At 51.8% G+C, this 17,303-nt stretch carries 7 protein-coding genes and 2 tRNA genes; 6 read left to right on the plus strand and 3 right to left on the minus strand.

From position 1 onward, the window contains the following. Positions 1-291 precede the first annotated feature (291 nt). The 3 genes from BUB27_RS12065 (at position 292) to BUB27_RS12075 (ending at position 10,505) form a co-directional block, all read left to right on the plus strand. On the plus strand, positions 292-2,262 hold the full coding sequence (locus BUB27_RS12065; RefSeq protein WP_159434940.1) for a c-type cytochrome: 1,971 nt from the start codon (positions 292-294) through the stop codon (positions 2,260-2,262). A 28-nt stretch (positions 2,263-2,290) separates the two neighbouring features. After that, on the plus strand, positions 2,291-5,239 hold the full coding sequence (locus BUB27_RS12070; RefSeq protein ID WP_143184100.1) for a 3-keto-disaccharide hydrolase: 2,949 nt from the start codon (positions 2,291-2,293) through the stop codon (positions 5,237-5,239). 250 nt (positions 5,240-5,489) lie between these two features. Continuing rightward, positions 5,490-10,505 (plus strand): cadherin domain-containing protein, encoded by a 5,016-nt coding sequence (locus BUB27_RS12075; protein ID WP_143184101.1) that lies wholly within the window; start codon positions 5,490-5,492, stop codon positions 10,503-10,505. Positions 10,506-11,048: 543 nt separating this feature from the next. On the opposite strand, the gene BUB27_RS12080 is transcribed toward BUB27_RS12075, so the two are convergent. Next, positions 11,049-11,138, minus strand: a tRNA-Ser gene (locus tag BUB27_RS12080). A 139-nt stretch (positions 11,139-11,277) separates the two neighbouring features. On the opposite strand from BUB27_RS12080, the gene BUB27_RS12085 reads away from it, so the two are divergent. Further along, positions 11,278-12,123: a sirohydrochlorin chelatase gene (locus tag BUB27_RS12085; protein WP_143184102.1), complete on the plus strand. Its 846-nt coding sequence runs from the start codon at positions 11,278-11,280 to the stop codon at positions 12,121-12,123. A 99-nt stretch (positions 12,124-12,222) separates the two neighbouring features. Continuing rightward, positions 12,223-13,494 (plus strand): Gfo/Idh/MocA family protein, encoded by a 1,272-nt coding sequence (locus tag BUB27_RS12090; RefSeq protein ID WP_143184103.1) that lies wholly within the window; start codon positions 12,223-12,225, stop codon positions 13,492-13,494. 221 nt (positions 13,495-13,715) lie between these two features. Here the strand turns inward: BUB27_RS12090 and BUB27_RS12095 are convergent. Together BUB27_RS12095 and metF are read right to left on the minus strand one after the other, a co-directional pair. After that, a tRNA-Gly gene (locus BUB27_RS12095) sits at positions 13,716-13,789 on the minus strand. 51 nt (positions 13,790-13,840) lie between these two features. Then, the gene (metF, locus tag BUB27_RS12100) at positions 13,841-14,749 is read right to left on the minus strand and encodes a methylenetetrahydrofolate reductase [NAD(P)H] (protein ID WP_143184104.1); all 909 of its coding nucleotides are present in this window, start codon (positions 14,747-14,749) and stop codon (positions 13,841-13,843) included. A gap of 207 nt (positions 14,750-14,956) precedes the next feature. On the opposite strand from metF, the gene BUB27_RS12105 reads away from it, so the two are divergent. Beyond that, the gene (locus BUB27_RS12105) at positions 14,957-17,206 is read left to right on the plus strand and encodes a carboxy terminal-processing peptidase (protein WP_234991744.1); all 2,250 of its coding nucleotides are present in this window, start codon (positions 14,957-14,959) and stop codon (positions 17,204-17,206) included. Positions 17,207-17,303: the final 97 nt, after the last annotated feature.

Raw genomic sequence — 17,303 nt, forward strand, 5'->3', positions numbered from 1 at the left:
GAACCAAATAGTAGGCTGATGATCACGCTAGTTCACAAGGTCAAGCTAGCTGACTCACGGAGGGACAGGTGGAGATGTTTTGCCATCTGATTTTGCCGAGTGAAGGTGTGCATGTTGTACCACATTGGGACAGGTTCAACTCTCTGGACTCACTGGTAAGGTGCTATTACTCATCCACGGGTCCATTAAATGGCCTCACACAACATCACAACTTGGTTCTAAATGACTAAAATAAAAAAGATAATGGCTCAGCTTGAGGCGTATGGGGCAGTAAGCAGAAAACTGCATCTAGTGCATGTTATTGCCCCGATACTTGTTTGCGGAAGTACAGTTTCAGGACAGGATGCACCGGCTGGAACGCAAGGTCTCAGGCTGACCCTTACTCAAGGTCAGGCTGGTGATGTCCGTGAAAGCCGCCAGGCTGCACTCACCGTCCAGAAGGGCGAGGCTGTGAGTGCGCTGCTGCCGGCTGGGCAGTACGATGCGGTGTGGGAAGGGTTCCTGAAAGTAGACAAGAGAAGCCGCGTCTACTTTTCCTTTGAGGGGCAGGGAAGTGCTGAGTTGTTCATTGATGGCGAGAGCATTCTCAAGGAGGATGGTGAATTTGGCAAAGAGGAGAGCAAGCGTCTGCGCCTGAACAGCGGCGAGGTTCAGGTGAAGGTGATATACAAGAGTGGCCCGGAGGGGGCAGGCAGGCTGCGCCTGATGTGGCGCGGGAGGGATTTTGCCAAGGAGCCAGTTCCGCATTCGCTGTTAGGTCACAAGATGGATGAGAAGCTTACGCAGTCCCAGTTGATCCGCAAGGGACGCGGGTTGTTCGCCGAGTTGAAATGTTCAGCCTGTCACGACGGAGGCAAAGGGATGCCCGAAGCTACTGAGATGGCTCCATCCCTTGCTGGTATCGGTAGTAGGCTGGACGAGAGCTGGATGGCCGAGTGGCTTACAGATCCAAGTGCCATGCGCAAGCACGCCCGTATGCCCAAAGTGGTGGCCAGTGAGGAGGAGGCTGCGAATATTGCAGCCTATCTGAAGACTCTCAAGGCGGATGCGCCTGACAAGGCGGTTGCCGGTGACGCCGCAGAAGGCGGTAAGGTTTTTGATCAGTTAGGCTGTATCGCTTGTCATCAGACGGAGCAGGGGCAGGATCTGGCCAAGTGGGGCGAGGGGGTGCCGATCGAGCTTTTCCATGCAGGCGGCAAGTATGAGCCAGGTGCTTTGGCAGCTTTCCTCAAGGAGCCCGGCAAGCACCATGCCTCGACCCGCATGCCTGATTTCGCCGTGAGTGACAAAGAGGCCGCGGATCTAGCTGATTTTGTTAGAGGTCTGGATAAGGCCGGGAAGAATGCGGCTGGAGCCAAAGATGCCGTGAAAGGCAAGGAGCTGGTGAAGAGTGCCCATTGTTCAAGCTGTCATGATGGCTTGCCGCAGGATGCTGTAGCTGAGGTCGGCTTTACGCCACTTTCAGGTCTGGCAAAGAATGGCATGAAGGGCTGCCTGATTGGTGAAGGCAAGGCGCCGAAATACAATTTATCGGAAGGGGACAAGAAAGCGTTGGCGGCATTCATGCAGAGTGAGCAGGCGGTGAAGTCTTTGCTCAACTTCAACCGGGCCGAGTATGCATCCCGCCAGTTCAAGAATTTGAATTGTGCAGCTTGCCATACCAAGGATGGGCAGGGCGCGAGGCTCGATGCTGTGCACTCCCTTTCCGCGGCGTATGCCAGAGGTGAGCACAAGAAGGGCGGCCATGGCACAACTCCGCCGGACCTGACCTACGTGGGTGAAAAGCTCAAGACGGAGTGGATGGAGAAGTTATTCAAGGGGGAGCTAGGCTATACTACCCGCCCGTGGCTGAAACAACGGATGCCTGATTATCACAGCCGCGCCAAGGTGCTGGCGGAGGGCCTGGCCGCACAGTACGGCGTAGGTGAGGAACCTGCGAAGGTGGAGTCGAAGGAGGATCCAGGCAAAACCTTATTCGGTATGCAGGGTGGCTTTGGTTGTGCTGCCTGCCATGGTGCAGCGGAAGCGAAGCCGGTGGCTGTGTTTGAAGCGCCGGGGGTGAACCTGCTCTATGCAGGGCAGCGCCTGAGGACTGACTATTACCACCGCTGGATGAGAGACCCGCGCCGCATCGATCCGCTGACGATCATGCCGAAATATTTCGTGGAGGAGAACACCACCACGCTGGCCCAGCCTCTGGACGGTGACGGGCAGAAGCAGATGGAGGCCATCCTCCAATGGATGAAGTCTCTCGATAAATAATTTCTAAACGCACTACTATACTCGATACATGAACAACGTGACTCACAAAATGATGTTAGCCATGACAGGGCTGACACTCGGTACAACTCCCATGCTGCTGGCCAAGCAGCCAGTTCCCCTGACAGAGGAGGAGCAGGTGCAGGGCTGGAAGCTGCTCTTCAACGGTGAAAACCTGCAGGGAGTGAAAAGCTGGAAGACCAAAGCTGACCTGCAAACTGGGGCTTGGCAGGCAGTGGACGGGGAGCTGAGGCTGGTGAAGCCGGCCGGCGAGGACATCTACTTTGCTCCAGCCTACGAGAACTACGAGCTGGAGCTTGAATGGAAGTCCGAGGGTAACAGCGGGATTCTTCTGCGCGTGAACCCGGGCTCCAAGGGGGCCATCTGGCAGGGTGCGCTTGAGATGCAGGTGATGAACGATACCGCCGAAGCAACAGACAAGCATTCCGCGGGTGCGCTCTACGACATGATCGCTCCGCCGAAGGGCAAGAAGGTGATCAACAAGGACGGCTGGAACAAGGTGAAGATCGTGTGTGAGAATGGTACTTTTACCCACTGGTTCAACGGCCAGAAGCTATATACCTACACGGTGGGTGACGAAACCTGGAATGATACTCTGCTGGCTAACAGTAAATTTAAGGCAAACAAAGCATTCGGTACCTTCAAGAAAGGTGTCATCGGTCTGCAAGACCATGGTGACAAGGTTGCTTACCGCAACATCAAGATACGCCCGATCACTGCCAAGGCATCCCTCAGCAAAGAGGAGAAGTTAAGAAACGATATCTACAAGAGCAATGGCCCGGTAGTAGCGACTGTCCTCTCTGCCAAGAATGGTGCTTACGATGTGAACCGTGGTTATGTAGTCACTCTTGACGGGGGTGATGGAGATGCGGGAGTGGTATTCAATGCAGATACCATGCAGCTCTCCGGAGGCTGGCTCAACGGCGGCGGGGTCGCTTTCAAAGGACTTCCGTTCCAGTCGGGCCACGGTGCGACTCCGGTGTGGAATGAAAAGCAGGCGCTCTTTGCTTCCAAGAATGCGCCAGGCTGGCTCTCCCCTGACGGTAAGTGGGACGACCCGCGTGCCGGTGGTGGTAACCCGCCGCTCGGAACTCTTCCGAAGGAATGGGCGAAGTTCAAAGGCTACTACGTGCACGGAAAGGATGTCGTCTTCTCCTACAGTGTGGGAGAGGCGGATGTGCTGGATCACTCGGCAAGCATGGATGGAGCACTCGTCAGGGAGCTGAAGTTCTGTAGCCTCAAGAAGGACAAGGTGATGGTTTTAGCCGAGGCGGCCAATGTTGAAATCGGTGACGGTGGCAAGACTGCCAAGGCAGGTGATGCCTTCTTCACCATTAATGGCAGCGCAGGCTTCGAGTCAAAGGACGGCAAGCTCTTGCTTAAGGTGCCGGCGGACCAGGCTGAGAAGCTGGTGCAGGTGGCGGTTAGCAAAGGTTCTGCACCCGTAGGTCTGGCTGAAAAACTTGCCAAGCTGAAGCCGGTCGATGAAATGCTCAAAGGGGGCCCAAGCCGTTACAAGACAGACGAGCCTATCATCACCAAAGGCCAGGTCTCCGACAAGAAGGACTCCTATGTAGTGGACCGTCTGACGCTTCCTAACAAAAATCCGTTTGGCAAGCAGCTTCGTGTGGGTGGCTTTGATTTCTTCTCCGATGGGAAGAGTCTGGCCTTCTGTACTTGGGACGGAGATCTCTGGAAGGCGACTGGCATCGATAAGAATCTTGGCAAGCTGGAGTACCAGCTCATCGCCACAGGTCTGCACGAGTCACTTGGCCTGACTATTGTTAACGATGAGATCTACACGCTGGGCAACGACCAGATTACCAGGCACGTCGACCTCAATAGCGATGGAGAGACTGATTTCTACCAGTGCTTCAACAACGACTGGCCGATCAACAAGGGCTTCCACATCTTCAGCTTTGACCTGAAGAACGACAAGGACGGTAACTTCTGGTTCGCGCAGGGCTCACCTGTTCGTGCTGGTGGCCGAGGCTTCGAGCGTGTCGGTGCAATGAACGGCAGCATTCTCAAGATCAGCAAGGACGGCTCCAGGCTGGAGCAGTATGCCTCCGGCCTCCGTGCGCCAAACGGCATAGGAGTAGGACCGAACGGCGAGATCACCGCGGGTGATAATGAGGGGACTTTTATTCCACGATGCCCGATCCACTGGATCACCCCTGGCTACTTCGGGGGGGTAGTGGACACTTTCAGCAAGAAAGGAGAATTAAACACTGTAGTGTGGACGGATGACAGCCATAAGCATGACCCGAGCGAGATGCCCAAGCCGTTGGCCTGGCTGCCACGTGATGTTGATAACTCAGGAGGTGTCCAGATCTGGGTACCTGACGACAAGTGGGGCATGCCCAAGGGCCAGATGCTGCACTGCTCCTACGGCACCAGCTCCATCTACACCGTATACCACGAGACCGTGGACGGACTGATTCAGGGCGGGGTGGTGAAGATTCCGGTAAGACTGACATCCTCTGCTATGCGTGCACGTTTCAACCCGGCGGACGGCCAGCTCTATGTGGGAGGTCTTCGCGGCTGGCAGACCAATGCGGCCGAGCTCGGTGGCATCGACCGTATTCGCTACACAGGTGAACCAGCTCACACACTCACATCCGTGGAAGCCAAGGAAGGCGGCCTGAAGCTGAGTTTTAACTTCACGCTCGACGACGAACTGGCGGAAGACCCTGAGAGCTACGCGATCAAGGCAGCAAACATCAAGTGGAGCCGTGAGTACGGCACCAAGGAGTACAAGGTAGACGGAAGCGGTGAGGGCTGGTCCAAGATGAAAGTGACGGATGCCAAGATGTCCGAAGATGGCAAGTCCGTCTTCATCAAGGTGAAGGGTCTCAAGCCGGTGCATGAGCTGCAGCTCGATATCGACGTCGAAACAGAAGATGGCGACGAAGTCCTCTTCCCGACTTGGATGACGATTCACAAGCTTGGTAAGTAAGTCGGCTTACTGCGCATTATAGTTCTCGCGGACATAGGCCAGGCCTTGTTCGCGAGATGTGATGTTTTATTATGTTTTAAGTTATATTAATATATTTTGTTATGCGCGCTGTTTCATATGGAGACAAGCGGCATCATTTTGCATGGGTGGGGGATGTTGTAGTATTAAATGGGTTGAATGATCAGTGTATCGATATTCGGTTTCACTGATTTGTTAGGGAGATCACTCCTGAAATATAAATAAACCCATCATGAAACACACAACACATAGAAGACTTCTAAGTCGAGATGCTATCGTTGCGGCCGCACTTGCATTTCCACAAGTAGTTGTTGGAGCTCCAGCGGCCCCGGGTGGCGGAGCAGGAGCTTGGACGAGCTTCAATGAAGAGGTGCCCTCTTGGGTCACTTTTGCTCCTAATGGCATGCCGATACTTCACAGCTCTCCTAGTTCGAAAGCTCAAGTATATTTGGATTTTGACGGTGATCCAAACCGCATTGGAGATGACGGTAACCCAGTAAGAGCCATCGATTTTGATGGTGATCCAACTACGTTTAACGCGTATGAGCAGCAGTATATCTACAACTGGTGGCTTTCGACTTCAGCCATGTATTCTATGTTTGATATTGATGTCACTACAGAGGTTGATCTCAATGACCCTCGTTCTTGGAATCTTGTCTCCCCGTCATGGAATGGAGGTGCAGCAGGATTCGGTTCCTTTGGGATGACTGAGGGTACCTCTGTTATATCTACTGGGTTTGGGCCATATTCTACAGTAATTGGGCATGAAGGTGGGCACACATTTGGTCTTCCTCATGCGATTAACTGGGATAAGTACGGTGATCTGACAGAAGCTTATTACGGCAACCCGGATAACTTGCGGGCAGCAGTGATGGGGTCAGCCGATAATGTCCAAAATAAATGGTATAACAAAAACCATTGGGGGTATGATGATACTATTTTTGATGATATCTCACGGGTCATAAGCACTGTGCAGTCTCATGTTCCTGCGAGTTCAGGATACCGACCAGATGATCATGCCGATGCGCTTGGAAGTGCTGCTGCTCTGACCGCGCAAGGTACAGGCTTCCGTGGGGAAGGGGTTATCGAGCAAATGTCCGATGTAGATATGTTCAGTTTTACCTGGGCTGGAGGACGCATGTCCTTGCATACTGCAGCTGTTGAGATTTCCCCTGTATGTTTGAAGGTGAGCTTGCTGGACTCAAACGGAGATGTGATTGCTCATGTTGATAATGGTAAGAACATTCAATGGCTTCAGGACGACCTAGCCGCAGGCACTTATTATCTTAAGCTTGAGAGTGCAGGCAGGTATAGTGACTTGGGTAGTTACCGCATCTATGTGGATGCGACGCCTAATGACTGGTATGCTCAGAATGTTGGAAATGTTCGCTTGGCCCGTGAGAATTATTATGACTCCGCAACAGGTGAGTGGTCATTGGATGTAGCCAGTCGTGATGTGTGGGGTGCGGGAGACAGTTTCATGTTTACCTACCAGAGACTAGATGGGGATGGAGAGATTATCGCACATTTGAAGTCTCAGGAGTACATTGATAATGCGTGGACTAAAAGTGGTGTGATGATTCGTGAGTCTCTAGACCATGATTCCAAACACGTCTTTGCGCTATCTTCTTCCTCCAATGGGACACGTGTGCAATACCGCTCAGCTACAAGCGGTAGTTCGTCTGATGTTAATGGTGGTAACTCGAACAAATGGCTCCGCTTGGTGCGCTCCGGAGATACTGTCAGCTCCTATGCATCAGCTGATGGTACAAACTGGACTTTGATGAATAGCCAGAGCATTCCAATGGCCCAGCAGGTGTACATTGGCTTGGCGAATTGCTCCAATAATCACACGCGTGCTGTGACTGCTATTTTTGATAATGTGACCGTCACTGGAACTCTGGTGAATGAGGATCCAGCCACCAACTCCCTCTCTGTGCCAGCGGTTGTGAATGTAACTTCTTCCACGCACGACAGTGTGGACTTGAGTTGGGATTCGGTATCAGGTGCTACAGGCTATACCATTGAAAAATCAATGAATGGTGTGGACTTCGTCAGTGCTGGTATCGTTGCTAGCGGGACTACCTCTTATCAGGTCACTGGACTAGATGATGGGCGACTTCACTTTTTCCGCATCAGGGCTAACGATGGGAATACCGTTTCTGCCGCATCTGTAGCTGTAGAGTCTACAACACGTCCGGGACCAGTACGTGACCTGCGCCTCATTTCTCTTAGTACCACTACCATTGTATTGGACTGGGAGGAGCCTTTTGGTGAGACAGGATATCGCATTGAGCGCTCTCTTGATGGCGTGAATTACACGACTGTCGGAACTGCTGTGCAGCATGGTCGTAAGTTCGTGGACTCATGGGCATTCTCAGGGTTGCGCTATTACTATCGTGTGGTGACACTTGATGAGTATGGTGACTCCGCATCTATCGTAATACGTCGCGATGAAGATCCATTGATCGATGACGATGGGTCCACTGGTATCATGCCTTGGGTCAGAGAAATTGAGTACGGTACTCCAGCCTTGGTAAAGCAAGGAAGTATAGCTGGAAATAGAACGAAGGCAGTGGATCTATCAGCTATTAACGGTGATGCCTCCTATGAGTTTCTAGTGGAGGCCATAGATGATGGGCAGACGAGTGTCAACCTGCTGGAGGGGAATGGTTTCGCCTTGAAGTTCGAACAATGGAATGACCGTAATGAATTCGGCGTTACTCAGTTCGGTGCTGCTGATTGGTCTTTTACTGCAGTAAACGGACAATCTGTGGCCAGTCCTTATGGTTCAGTTCAACATGTGGTCTTTACCGTAGATACCACGCTAAATGAAACACGTTTGTATGTGGATGGAGTGCATGTTGGTAGCTTTAGCCAGGCTGTAGAGCTTGGCGGTGGGGCTGCAACACTTGGTCAAAGCAACATGCGCAGTGATGGTGCCACAGGAATCCATGCATTTGCAGCTTATAACACGATATTGAGTGTGTCTGAAATGTTGGCTCGCAAGAATGCATGGTTCACCGGTGTTAATACAAACCAGGCTCCGACAGCAAGTGATGCTGTATTCAGTGTGACTGAAAATAGTCTGGCTGGCACAGTAGTAGGATCAGTTGTAGCAATGGACCCGGATCAAGGTCAGGTATTGAGCTATGCCATCACTGCGGGTAACTCTGGTGGAGAATTTAGTATCAATGCATCGACTGGTGAGATTACTACGGCGGCTTCATTAAACTATGAGTCAACAAGTCAGTATGTGCTAACTGTGGAAGTAAGCGATAACGGAAATCCGGCATTAAGTGACGTTGCGGAGATTTTTGTGAACGTGACGAACGTGAACGAAGCGCCTAGCGCTGCAGATGGTAGTGGCAGCGTAGCCGAAAATGCATCTGCCGGTGCTATTGTTGCGACTGTAGGTACGAGTGACCCTGATGCTGGAGATGTGCTGAATTACGAAATCACTTCTGGCAATACTGGCGGTGCCTTCTCCATCAACGGTACTGGCGAAATAGCGACTACTATGCCCCTGAACTATGAGGAGCTGAGTAGCTATAGCCTTACTATTGCAGTAACGGATGCAGGTGGATTGAGCGATACTGCTACGATCACAGTAAGTGTTACGGATCTGAATGAAAGTACCCTGACTGGAGTACAGGCTTGGGAAGAGGCGGTTCATCAAGGTAGTGCTTTTGTGCACAAGCGTATCAGTCCTCTCTCTGGGAATACGACCACAACAGTCGACTTGTCCGCAATCAGTGGCAGTGCTACCTATGAGTTTGTAGTCGATGCTCAGGATCTAGGGCGTGCTGCAGTGCATTTGCTAGACGGTAACGGCTGGAGTTTGAGGTTTGAGCAGTGGAACAATACCAATAAGCTTGGCGTCACCAAATATGGGGACAGTGACTATCTACTAACTCCAGAGTCAGGACAGTCTGTAGACTCACCTTATGGCGCGGTACATCATATCGTGTATGTAGTCGATGTTGTTAATATTAAGACATCAGTATTCGTTGACGGATTTCTGGTAGGAACTGCCAATCAAGTTCCTGAACTCAACATAGCTTCCATCGTATTGGGAGACACCAATATGCGTAGCGATGCCTCTACGGGCATTCATGTCTTTGCCGCCTATGATGACGTCTTAGCGGGTGGTGAGATAGCCGCGCATTACCAGGCTTGGTCTGGGCAAACTCCTAACAGTGCACCAGTGATTGCTGGTCAGAGTTTCAGTATCGCTGAAAACAGTACCATTGGAACAGTGGTCGGTACTATAGTAGCCGCGGATCCGGATCAAGGGCAGTCGTTGAGCTATGCCATTACCGCTGGTAACACGGGTGGCGAGTTTACAGTCAACAGTGGCACTGGTGAAATTACCACTACCACTGCACTAGACTATGAGAAAAACAGCCAGTACGTGCTGAGCGTGGAAGTGACCGACGCCGGGCTTCTCAGTGACACTGCAAGCATCACCGTGAACGTCAATGACGTGAACGAGGCTCCTGTGGCCAATGATCACAGTGGCTCTGTCTCAGAAGATGCTGTTGCGGGGACGACTGTGGTCACAGTTACCTCAAGTGACGTGGACGCGGGAGATAGTGCAAGCTATGCCATCACCGGCGGCAACGTGGGAGGCTCTTTCTCCATCGACAGCGCGACAGGTGAAATTACCACCGCAGTAGCTCTGGATTATGAGATTACCACTGCCTATTTGCTGACGGTAAGTGTCACCGACGGAGGTGGTCTAACAGACTACGCATTGGTGGACATTTCTGTTAATGACGTGGCTGATCAGGTCACCTCCTACAGCAGTGATGCAGAGCTGGTCGTACTTGGCGGACAGATATCTGGTAGCTATCTGGATACACAGGCTTCAAACAACGTGTATGAGGTGCTACAGGAGGAGAAGACCTCAGGTAAGCCAAACACCCGTGTATCTAGCTTGGAACATACTTGGAGCTTCGATATCGGTACCGCAGGTGCTCTGGTGGAACTGAGCGTGGAAGCTTTCCACAGCGCCAATAATGAAGGGGACGATTTCGTCTTCGGTTATTCCAAGGATGGCATCGTCTTCACAGATGTGATCACAGTGACCAAGACCTCGGATGATAACACTGCTCAGGTAGCCATGCTGCCAGCGGGTATCAGTGGGACCGTCTACATCCGTGTGATGGACACCGACCGCACTGTGGGTAGCGGCTCCCAGGACTCCATCAGCATCGATCAACTAAAGCTGGAGGTGACCCGCTAGACCTGCTTATCAAAACGAATTCCAAGGCTGCCGCGATTCACATCGCCGCAGCCTTTTTCGTGATAGGGTCAGAGCAGTCGTATCAAGTTTAAAAGAACCTAAAAATAACTCACCTGAGGCCTGTATTATGATCCTGGGAGAATAGTAGGTGTGAATTATTTATGTACTTATTGTTAAATGGTTGCGGTGGTGTCTTTCTGCTGCTTAAGTGCATCTGTGGTACAGCAGTGGTTATTTTGTGTAGAACTCACAAGCCGGGTAACAATAGCTGGAGAACTTTTAAGGTGACTAAGATTGATTGTAAGAGGGATCCCGATTTACAGAGAGCTATTAATAGAAAGTAGTCATAAAATCATTTCTGAACGGCAGGTGGAGACGGGCATAATACGACACGTGGCTTTCATGCAGTGAATGTGCGATCTTGAAGTACGTCTCTGGACAGTGTCGGACTCGTGCGCACATGGTTCCACTGTGGGTTACCCTTGGGGTTTTCGGAGAAATAAAAAACCGCTGAATCTATTGATTTACGGCGGTCGAGGAAAATGGCGGACAGGGAGGGATTCGAACCCTCGGTACGCTTTCGCGCACACTCGCTTTCCAGGCGAGCCCATTCGACCACTCTGGCACCTGTCCGTTATTAGGTGTATGGAAAAACTCCGGTGGTCGTCGGAGGGCGGGACGCTAACGAGATGGTGGGGTGGTGGCAATCCTTTTTTTAAGGAAAAATGGAATCGTTTTTGACGGAACTAGCTAGTGCCTTTAGGTACAAGGCATGGGAGAAAAGCAGGAATGCGTGATATTGATGGACAATGGCTCGTTGAGGCCTGAAGCGACCCTGAGTTTGAGGGGCTTGGCTGAGGAGCTGGGAGCGAGAATTGAGCGCAAAGTGTTTCCGGTTTCCCTGCTGCACTCTAGTAAGGTGGATGCCGAGAAGTTGGGTGGGCAGAAGGCGGATGTGATGGTTCCCTTCCTGAAGAGGCAATATGCGGCGGGTGTGAGGCGCTTTTTGGTGGTGCCGCTGTTCTTCGGTCCGAGTGCGGCATTCAAGGAATATTTGCCTGGGAGGCTGGAGGAATTGAGGAATGAGGGATTGGCTGATCTTGTGGTGCAATTCGCTGAGCCGATGGTAGCTATGGATGAAGTGGATAGAGAGGTTGCAAAGGTGATGGCGGATCAGGTCAGGGCCACAATCTCTGGGCAAGGTCTGGATAAGCCGGCTGTAGCGATGGTAGATCATGGGACGCCTTTAAGAGCGGTGAATAAGGTGCGTGAGAGGGTGGCTGCACTACTGGCTGAAGAGCTGGGGGACGATGTGTCCAGCGTGAGAGCTTGCTCGATGGAGAGAAGAGAGGGGGAGGAGTACGATTTCAACGAGCCGCTGCTCGAGCGATTGCTGGGGAGTGAGGGGTATACAACGGATGTCGTGACGTCTCTTCTCTTTGCGGCTCCTGGGCGCCACGCAGGTGATGGTGGAGACGTGGATCAAATCTGTAGGTCAGCGATGAGCTCTGATCCCGGAATGAGAATCTTCCGGACAGGCCTCTTTTCTAATGATGCAAAAAAAGTGTCAGCAATCTTGGCTGAGCGGTATTTGAAGCTGACGAAGGGAGTTGTATAATATCTCAGACATTCTAAGTTTATCTTGAAAGAAGACTTTGATAGACTTCGTTTTCTGAACTCAACTTCACGTTACTCACTCAGATAAACAGAAAAAACTATGGATCGTAGACAATTTTCAGGAATCACAGCCGCCGTTGGTGCGGGTGTCATGGCTGCTCCTAGCATCCTTCGCGGACAGGGAGCGAACAACAAAGAGCTCAAGATCGGTCTAATCGGTTGCGGTGGCCGTGGTACTGGTGCCGCTACTCAAGCCCTCAGCGCTGACAAGAATGTCAAACTCTGGGCCATGGCAGATGTTTTTGAAGGTCAGCTTACAGGCTCCCTCGGGCGTTTGAGCGGTTTTGGGGCCAAAGTAGATGTGCCTAAAGAGCGCCAGTTCGTAGGTCTTGATGCCTTCCAGAAGCTCATTGAATCCGGTGTGGATGTAGTTCTTCTCGGTACGCCTCCAGGATTCCGTCCGCAGCACCTTCGCGCTGCGATCGAGGCTGGCAAGCATGTGTTTGCTGAGAAGCCTATGGCTGTGGACATGGCTGGTGTACGCTCCGTGCTTGAGTCTGCAGAGCTTGCCAAGAAGAAGAATGTTTCCATCCAGCACGGCTACTGCTGGCGTTTCGCCCCACAGGTGCGTGACATGTACACACGTATTCATGATGGTGAGTTTGGCCGCGTGACTAGCGTTTACGGTACCTACTTGGCCAGCCCTCCGAAGGTGATCATGCCTCCTTCCGCTCGCAAGGCCGAGTGGTCAGATGTGGAGTGGCAGCTTCACAACTGGATCAATTTCGACCACTTCTCAGGCGGTCCTCTTCTTGAGCAAGCCGTCCACACTGTGGATAAGGTTGCTTGGGCGATGAATGATGCAGCTCCTATCGCTGCTGTGGCTACAGGTGGCCTCACCCGTGATCAAGACGGTGGTAACATCTATGACCACTACAGCGTGGCCTATGAGTATGCTGACGGTGTATTCTGTCACGTGGGTCAGCGCCAGTTCCGTGGTGCTCACAATGAGACCATTGACCGAGTTTTCTGTGAAAAGGCTAATGTGACTGGCCCCGGCCGTCCATCAGCATTTGATCCGAGTGGCAAGCGCATCTGGATGAGTAAGGTGAAAGGCCAGAACATGTATCAGGTGTGTCACAACGAGTTTTTCGCGGCCATCCGCGAAGGCAAGATCATCAACACGGGTGAGTACATGGCTAACTCCACTGCTCTCGGTCTGCTCGGTCGTGAAGCTGCTCACTCCGGTAAGCGTCTTACTTGGGAGCAGCTCTGGAAGTCTGAGCAGGATCTAGCTCCGGACGATCTCAAGATGGGTGATTCCTTCACACCGGCTCCGATTCCTCAGCCTGGCAAGTACAAGTTTGTCTAAGCTAAGCTTTAGCTAATGCATTTTTCCAATCCTCTGGGAACCTTGTTCTCAGAGGATTTTTTGTACCCAGCTGTGAGCTCTACAAGCTGTGTGGCTGGGCTGGCGGTGTCAAATCACCTAAGGTGCCGGTTTGGTTGGGTGCAGGCTACGAGAGGGCTAGAGGGGGGGCATCGGGACTGAAAGCAAAAAGGCCCAGACTAGGTCTGGGCCGTTTTTTAAAGTGGAGCGGGTAGAGGGAATCGAACCCTCCTAATCAGCTTGGAAGGCTGGAGCATTACCACTATGCTATACCCGCTTTCGCTTGTTAGGATGCACTGAGTTGCCTCGGTGCGAGCGAGGATTTACGCTAAGACTGGAGTTGGCTCAAGCCTAAACTTGCATAAATTTCACGTGTGGCCTTCGATTTGTTCAAGGTGTAGAAGTGGATTCCGGCTACATCGGCGTCGAGTAGCTCGGCGCATTGTTGTGCAGCGTAGTGAATACCAACGCGTTCCACAGATTCCGGATTGTCTCCGGCTCTCTGTAGCGCTCTCAGTAGCTTGGCCGGGTAACGTGCACCTTCGGCGAGCTCAGCCATGCGTTTCATCCCCTTGGTGGAGGTCACTGGCATGATGCCGGCGAGAATCGGGATGTGAATGCCCTCGATCTCGCAGCGTTCGCGGTAGTCGAGGAAATCGTGATTGTCGAAAAAGAGCTGGGTGCAGATGTAGTCAGCCCCAGCATCGACCTTGGCTTTGAGGTACTCCATTTCGAGCATGCGGTTGGGGGTAGCCGGGTGGCCTTCTGGGAAGCCTGCTACACCGATGCCAAAGCCGCGAGGGTCTGGGTGACGGCCGGATTCGTTGAATTTCTTAATGAAGGCTACCAGGTCAGCAGCAAACTTGAAATCATCGCCAGAGCGATCATAGTTCGGGTTGTCACGCGGTGGGTCCCCTCTGAGGGCGAGAATATTGGAAACCCCTGCCTCGGCGTATCTGATGAGGATGGACTCGATCTCAGCCTTGGTGTGGCCGATGCAGGTGAGGTGGGGCACGGGAGGAATCGCGGTGGTCTCCTTGATCCTGAGTACCAGGTCGTGTGTCAGGTCACGGGTGGTGCCGCCGGCGCCATAGGTGACTGAAACAAACGATGGTTTATAGGGCTCCAGCTCGGCGATCGTTTCGTAAAGGGCATCGGATGCCTCCTTGGTCCGGGGAGGGAAGAATTCGAATGAGAGGGACGGGCCGTCTTGTTTGATGATGTCCTGAATATGCATGCTCTTGAAAGGGATTACTGAAGGATATCTGCGCTATAGCAAAGTAAAAAGAATGGCAGTAGACAGCTGCCGTGATCGGAGGCGCTATAATTAGTAGAACGAATCTAGTTTTTCATGGAAAGGATTCGACAAGTCACAATAGCTGGGTGAGTATATCCCGCATTGGATGATGCAGAAGTCTAAGCTTCTGCCGTTAAATGAATGATTATGAAAGTGAGAAAATCCATCCGCAATGTTCTCCTCGGTGGTCTGGCCATGGCTTCGACCGCGACTGCTCTTCAAGCGGAGGAGGCAACAGACTTTAACCAGGTGGGCAAACAGATGTCCATCATGCTGCAGAACCGACATTATGATCGAATGCCGTTTGATGACGAGCTGAGTCAGCGCATCTTGAAGCTTTATCTCAATGATTTGGATTACGGTAAGCTGTTTTTCACCCAAGAGGATGTAGACATGCTGGCCAAAAAGTATGGCAATGAGCTGGATGATCTCATGATCAAGGCCAAGAGCATGGATGTGGCTGCAGAGGTCTATGAACTTTACCAGAAACGTGTTCACGAGCGTATCGCCTACGCCAATGATCTGCTGAAAAAGGGGAAGTTCAATGTAGATTCCGATGCCACTATGAAGCGTGCTCGTAGAGATATGGACGAGCCTACTCTCAAAGGCTGGCCGGCTGACAAGAAGGCCTCCGATGAGCTGTGGACCAAGGTGATCGAGGAAGCTTATCTTTCAGAAGTATTACGCCGCAAGACCATTGAAACGCGTGCCAAAGAGCAGGGTAAAGACAATCCACTCAAGGATGAGAAGCCGATCAACGAGAAGCTGGCTCTCCGCTATGAGCGCATCTTGCATGCTGCAGACGAGGTGGACAGCGAGGATATCGCGGATTACTTGCTGAGCGCTGTGGCGAAAGCCTATGGCCCGCACACAGATTATTTCAGTGCCCGTGAAATGGATCGTTTCATGTCAGGCATGAACAATGGATTCGTGGGTATCGGTGCTCTTTTGCAGGCTGAAGACGATGGCGCGACCAAGATTATGGGCGTGGTTGTCGGTGGTCCTGCTGACAAGGGCGGTGAGTTGAAGCTCAACGACCGTATCATCGCAGTGGACCCGCTGAATTCAGGTGAGATGGTCGATATTATGTTCATGAAGATCGACAAGGTCGTGGACATGATTCGCGGGAAGGAAGGCACGAGCGTGCGCCTCAAGGTGGAGCCAGCTGATGGTGGTGAGCCTAAGTTTATCGTGATCGAGCGCGGCAAGGTGGAAATGAAAGATGAATTTGCCAAGGGGCAAATCATCGAGTCCAAGAAGGAAGACGGTGTTGCCCAGCGAATTGGTGTGATCACTCTTCCATCCTTCTATGCCGACTTTAAGACCGGTGAAGTACGTTGCTCAGAAGATGTTCGTGTACTTCTTGAGCGTATGAATGAAGAGGAAGTTGATGGTCTTATCCTCGACCTTCGTGGAAATGGCGGTGGTTCACTGGATGAAGTCAGACGCATGACTGGTTTCTTCACAGGTGCTGGCCCAGTGGTCCAGGTAAAGGATTACCTCGGCCGCATTGATATGAAGAGCAGCTTCCAGAAGGCAATTTTTGACAAGCCGATGGTGTGCTTGATCGATAAAGCGAGTGCATCTGCCAGTGAGATTCTTGCTGGTGCTTTGCAAGACTACAACAGGGCCGTGATCATTGGTACTAGCTCTACTTTTGGTAAGGGTACCGTGCAGCAGCCTATGGATATCTCCCGCATGATGCCTTTCTTTGCCAAGCGTGACCGTGCTGGCTATCTCAAGCCAACGATTCAGAAGTTCTACCGTGTCAGTGGTAGCTCCACTCAGAAGAAAGGTGTAGAGGCGGATATCGTACTGCCGAACATCATGGATGCTCTGGAGATCGGTGAAGACAAGCTCTACTACCCACTCGCGCATGATGTGATCCGTAAGGCTCCAGGCTACACATCTGAGCCAAGAGAAGGACTTTTCATTGCCAATCTCAAGGGCGGCAGCGTGAAGCGTCTGGCGGAAAACAAAGATTTCCAGTACATCGTGGAAGATGTGAACCGTATGAAGGAGCGCATCGAGAAAAACGAAGTTTCACTCAACCTCAAAGAGCGTGAGAAAGAACTTGCCGAGGTGGAGACCCGTACTAAAGAGCGTAATAAAGAGCGTATCGAACGCTTCGCTAAAATGGAGAAGCAGGATAAATCCTTGTACACTTTCTACCGTCTGAATCTTGATGATGTGGAAGCCAAGGAACTCCAAAAAATGGATCCAACTAAGGATGATGATTCCTATATGCGCCGCTCCGAAGATGATGACAAAGATTTAGATACGACTCCTGAATGGCCGACTCGTCTGGACCCAGTGAAGCGCGAGAGTATGGCGATTCTCTCAGATCTGATCGAGCTTACCACCCGTGCCAAAATGGCCGGAGTGAATAACGAATAAAGGCGATCACGATCACTGATTTTCATGCCCGCAAGTATTTAGCTTGCGGGCATTTTTTATGATGTCGTCGCGAAAGCTTTAGGCTATAGAGTGGGTA

Source organism: Rubritalea squalenifaciens DSM 18772 (genome assembly GCF_900141815.1).
Classification (GTDB): Bacteria; Verrucomicrobiota; Verrucomicrobiia; order Verrucomicrobiales; family Akkermansiaceae; genus Rubritalea; species Rubritalea squalenifaciens.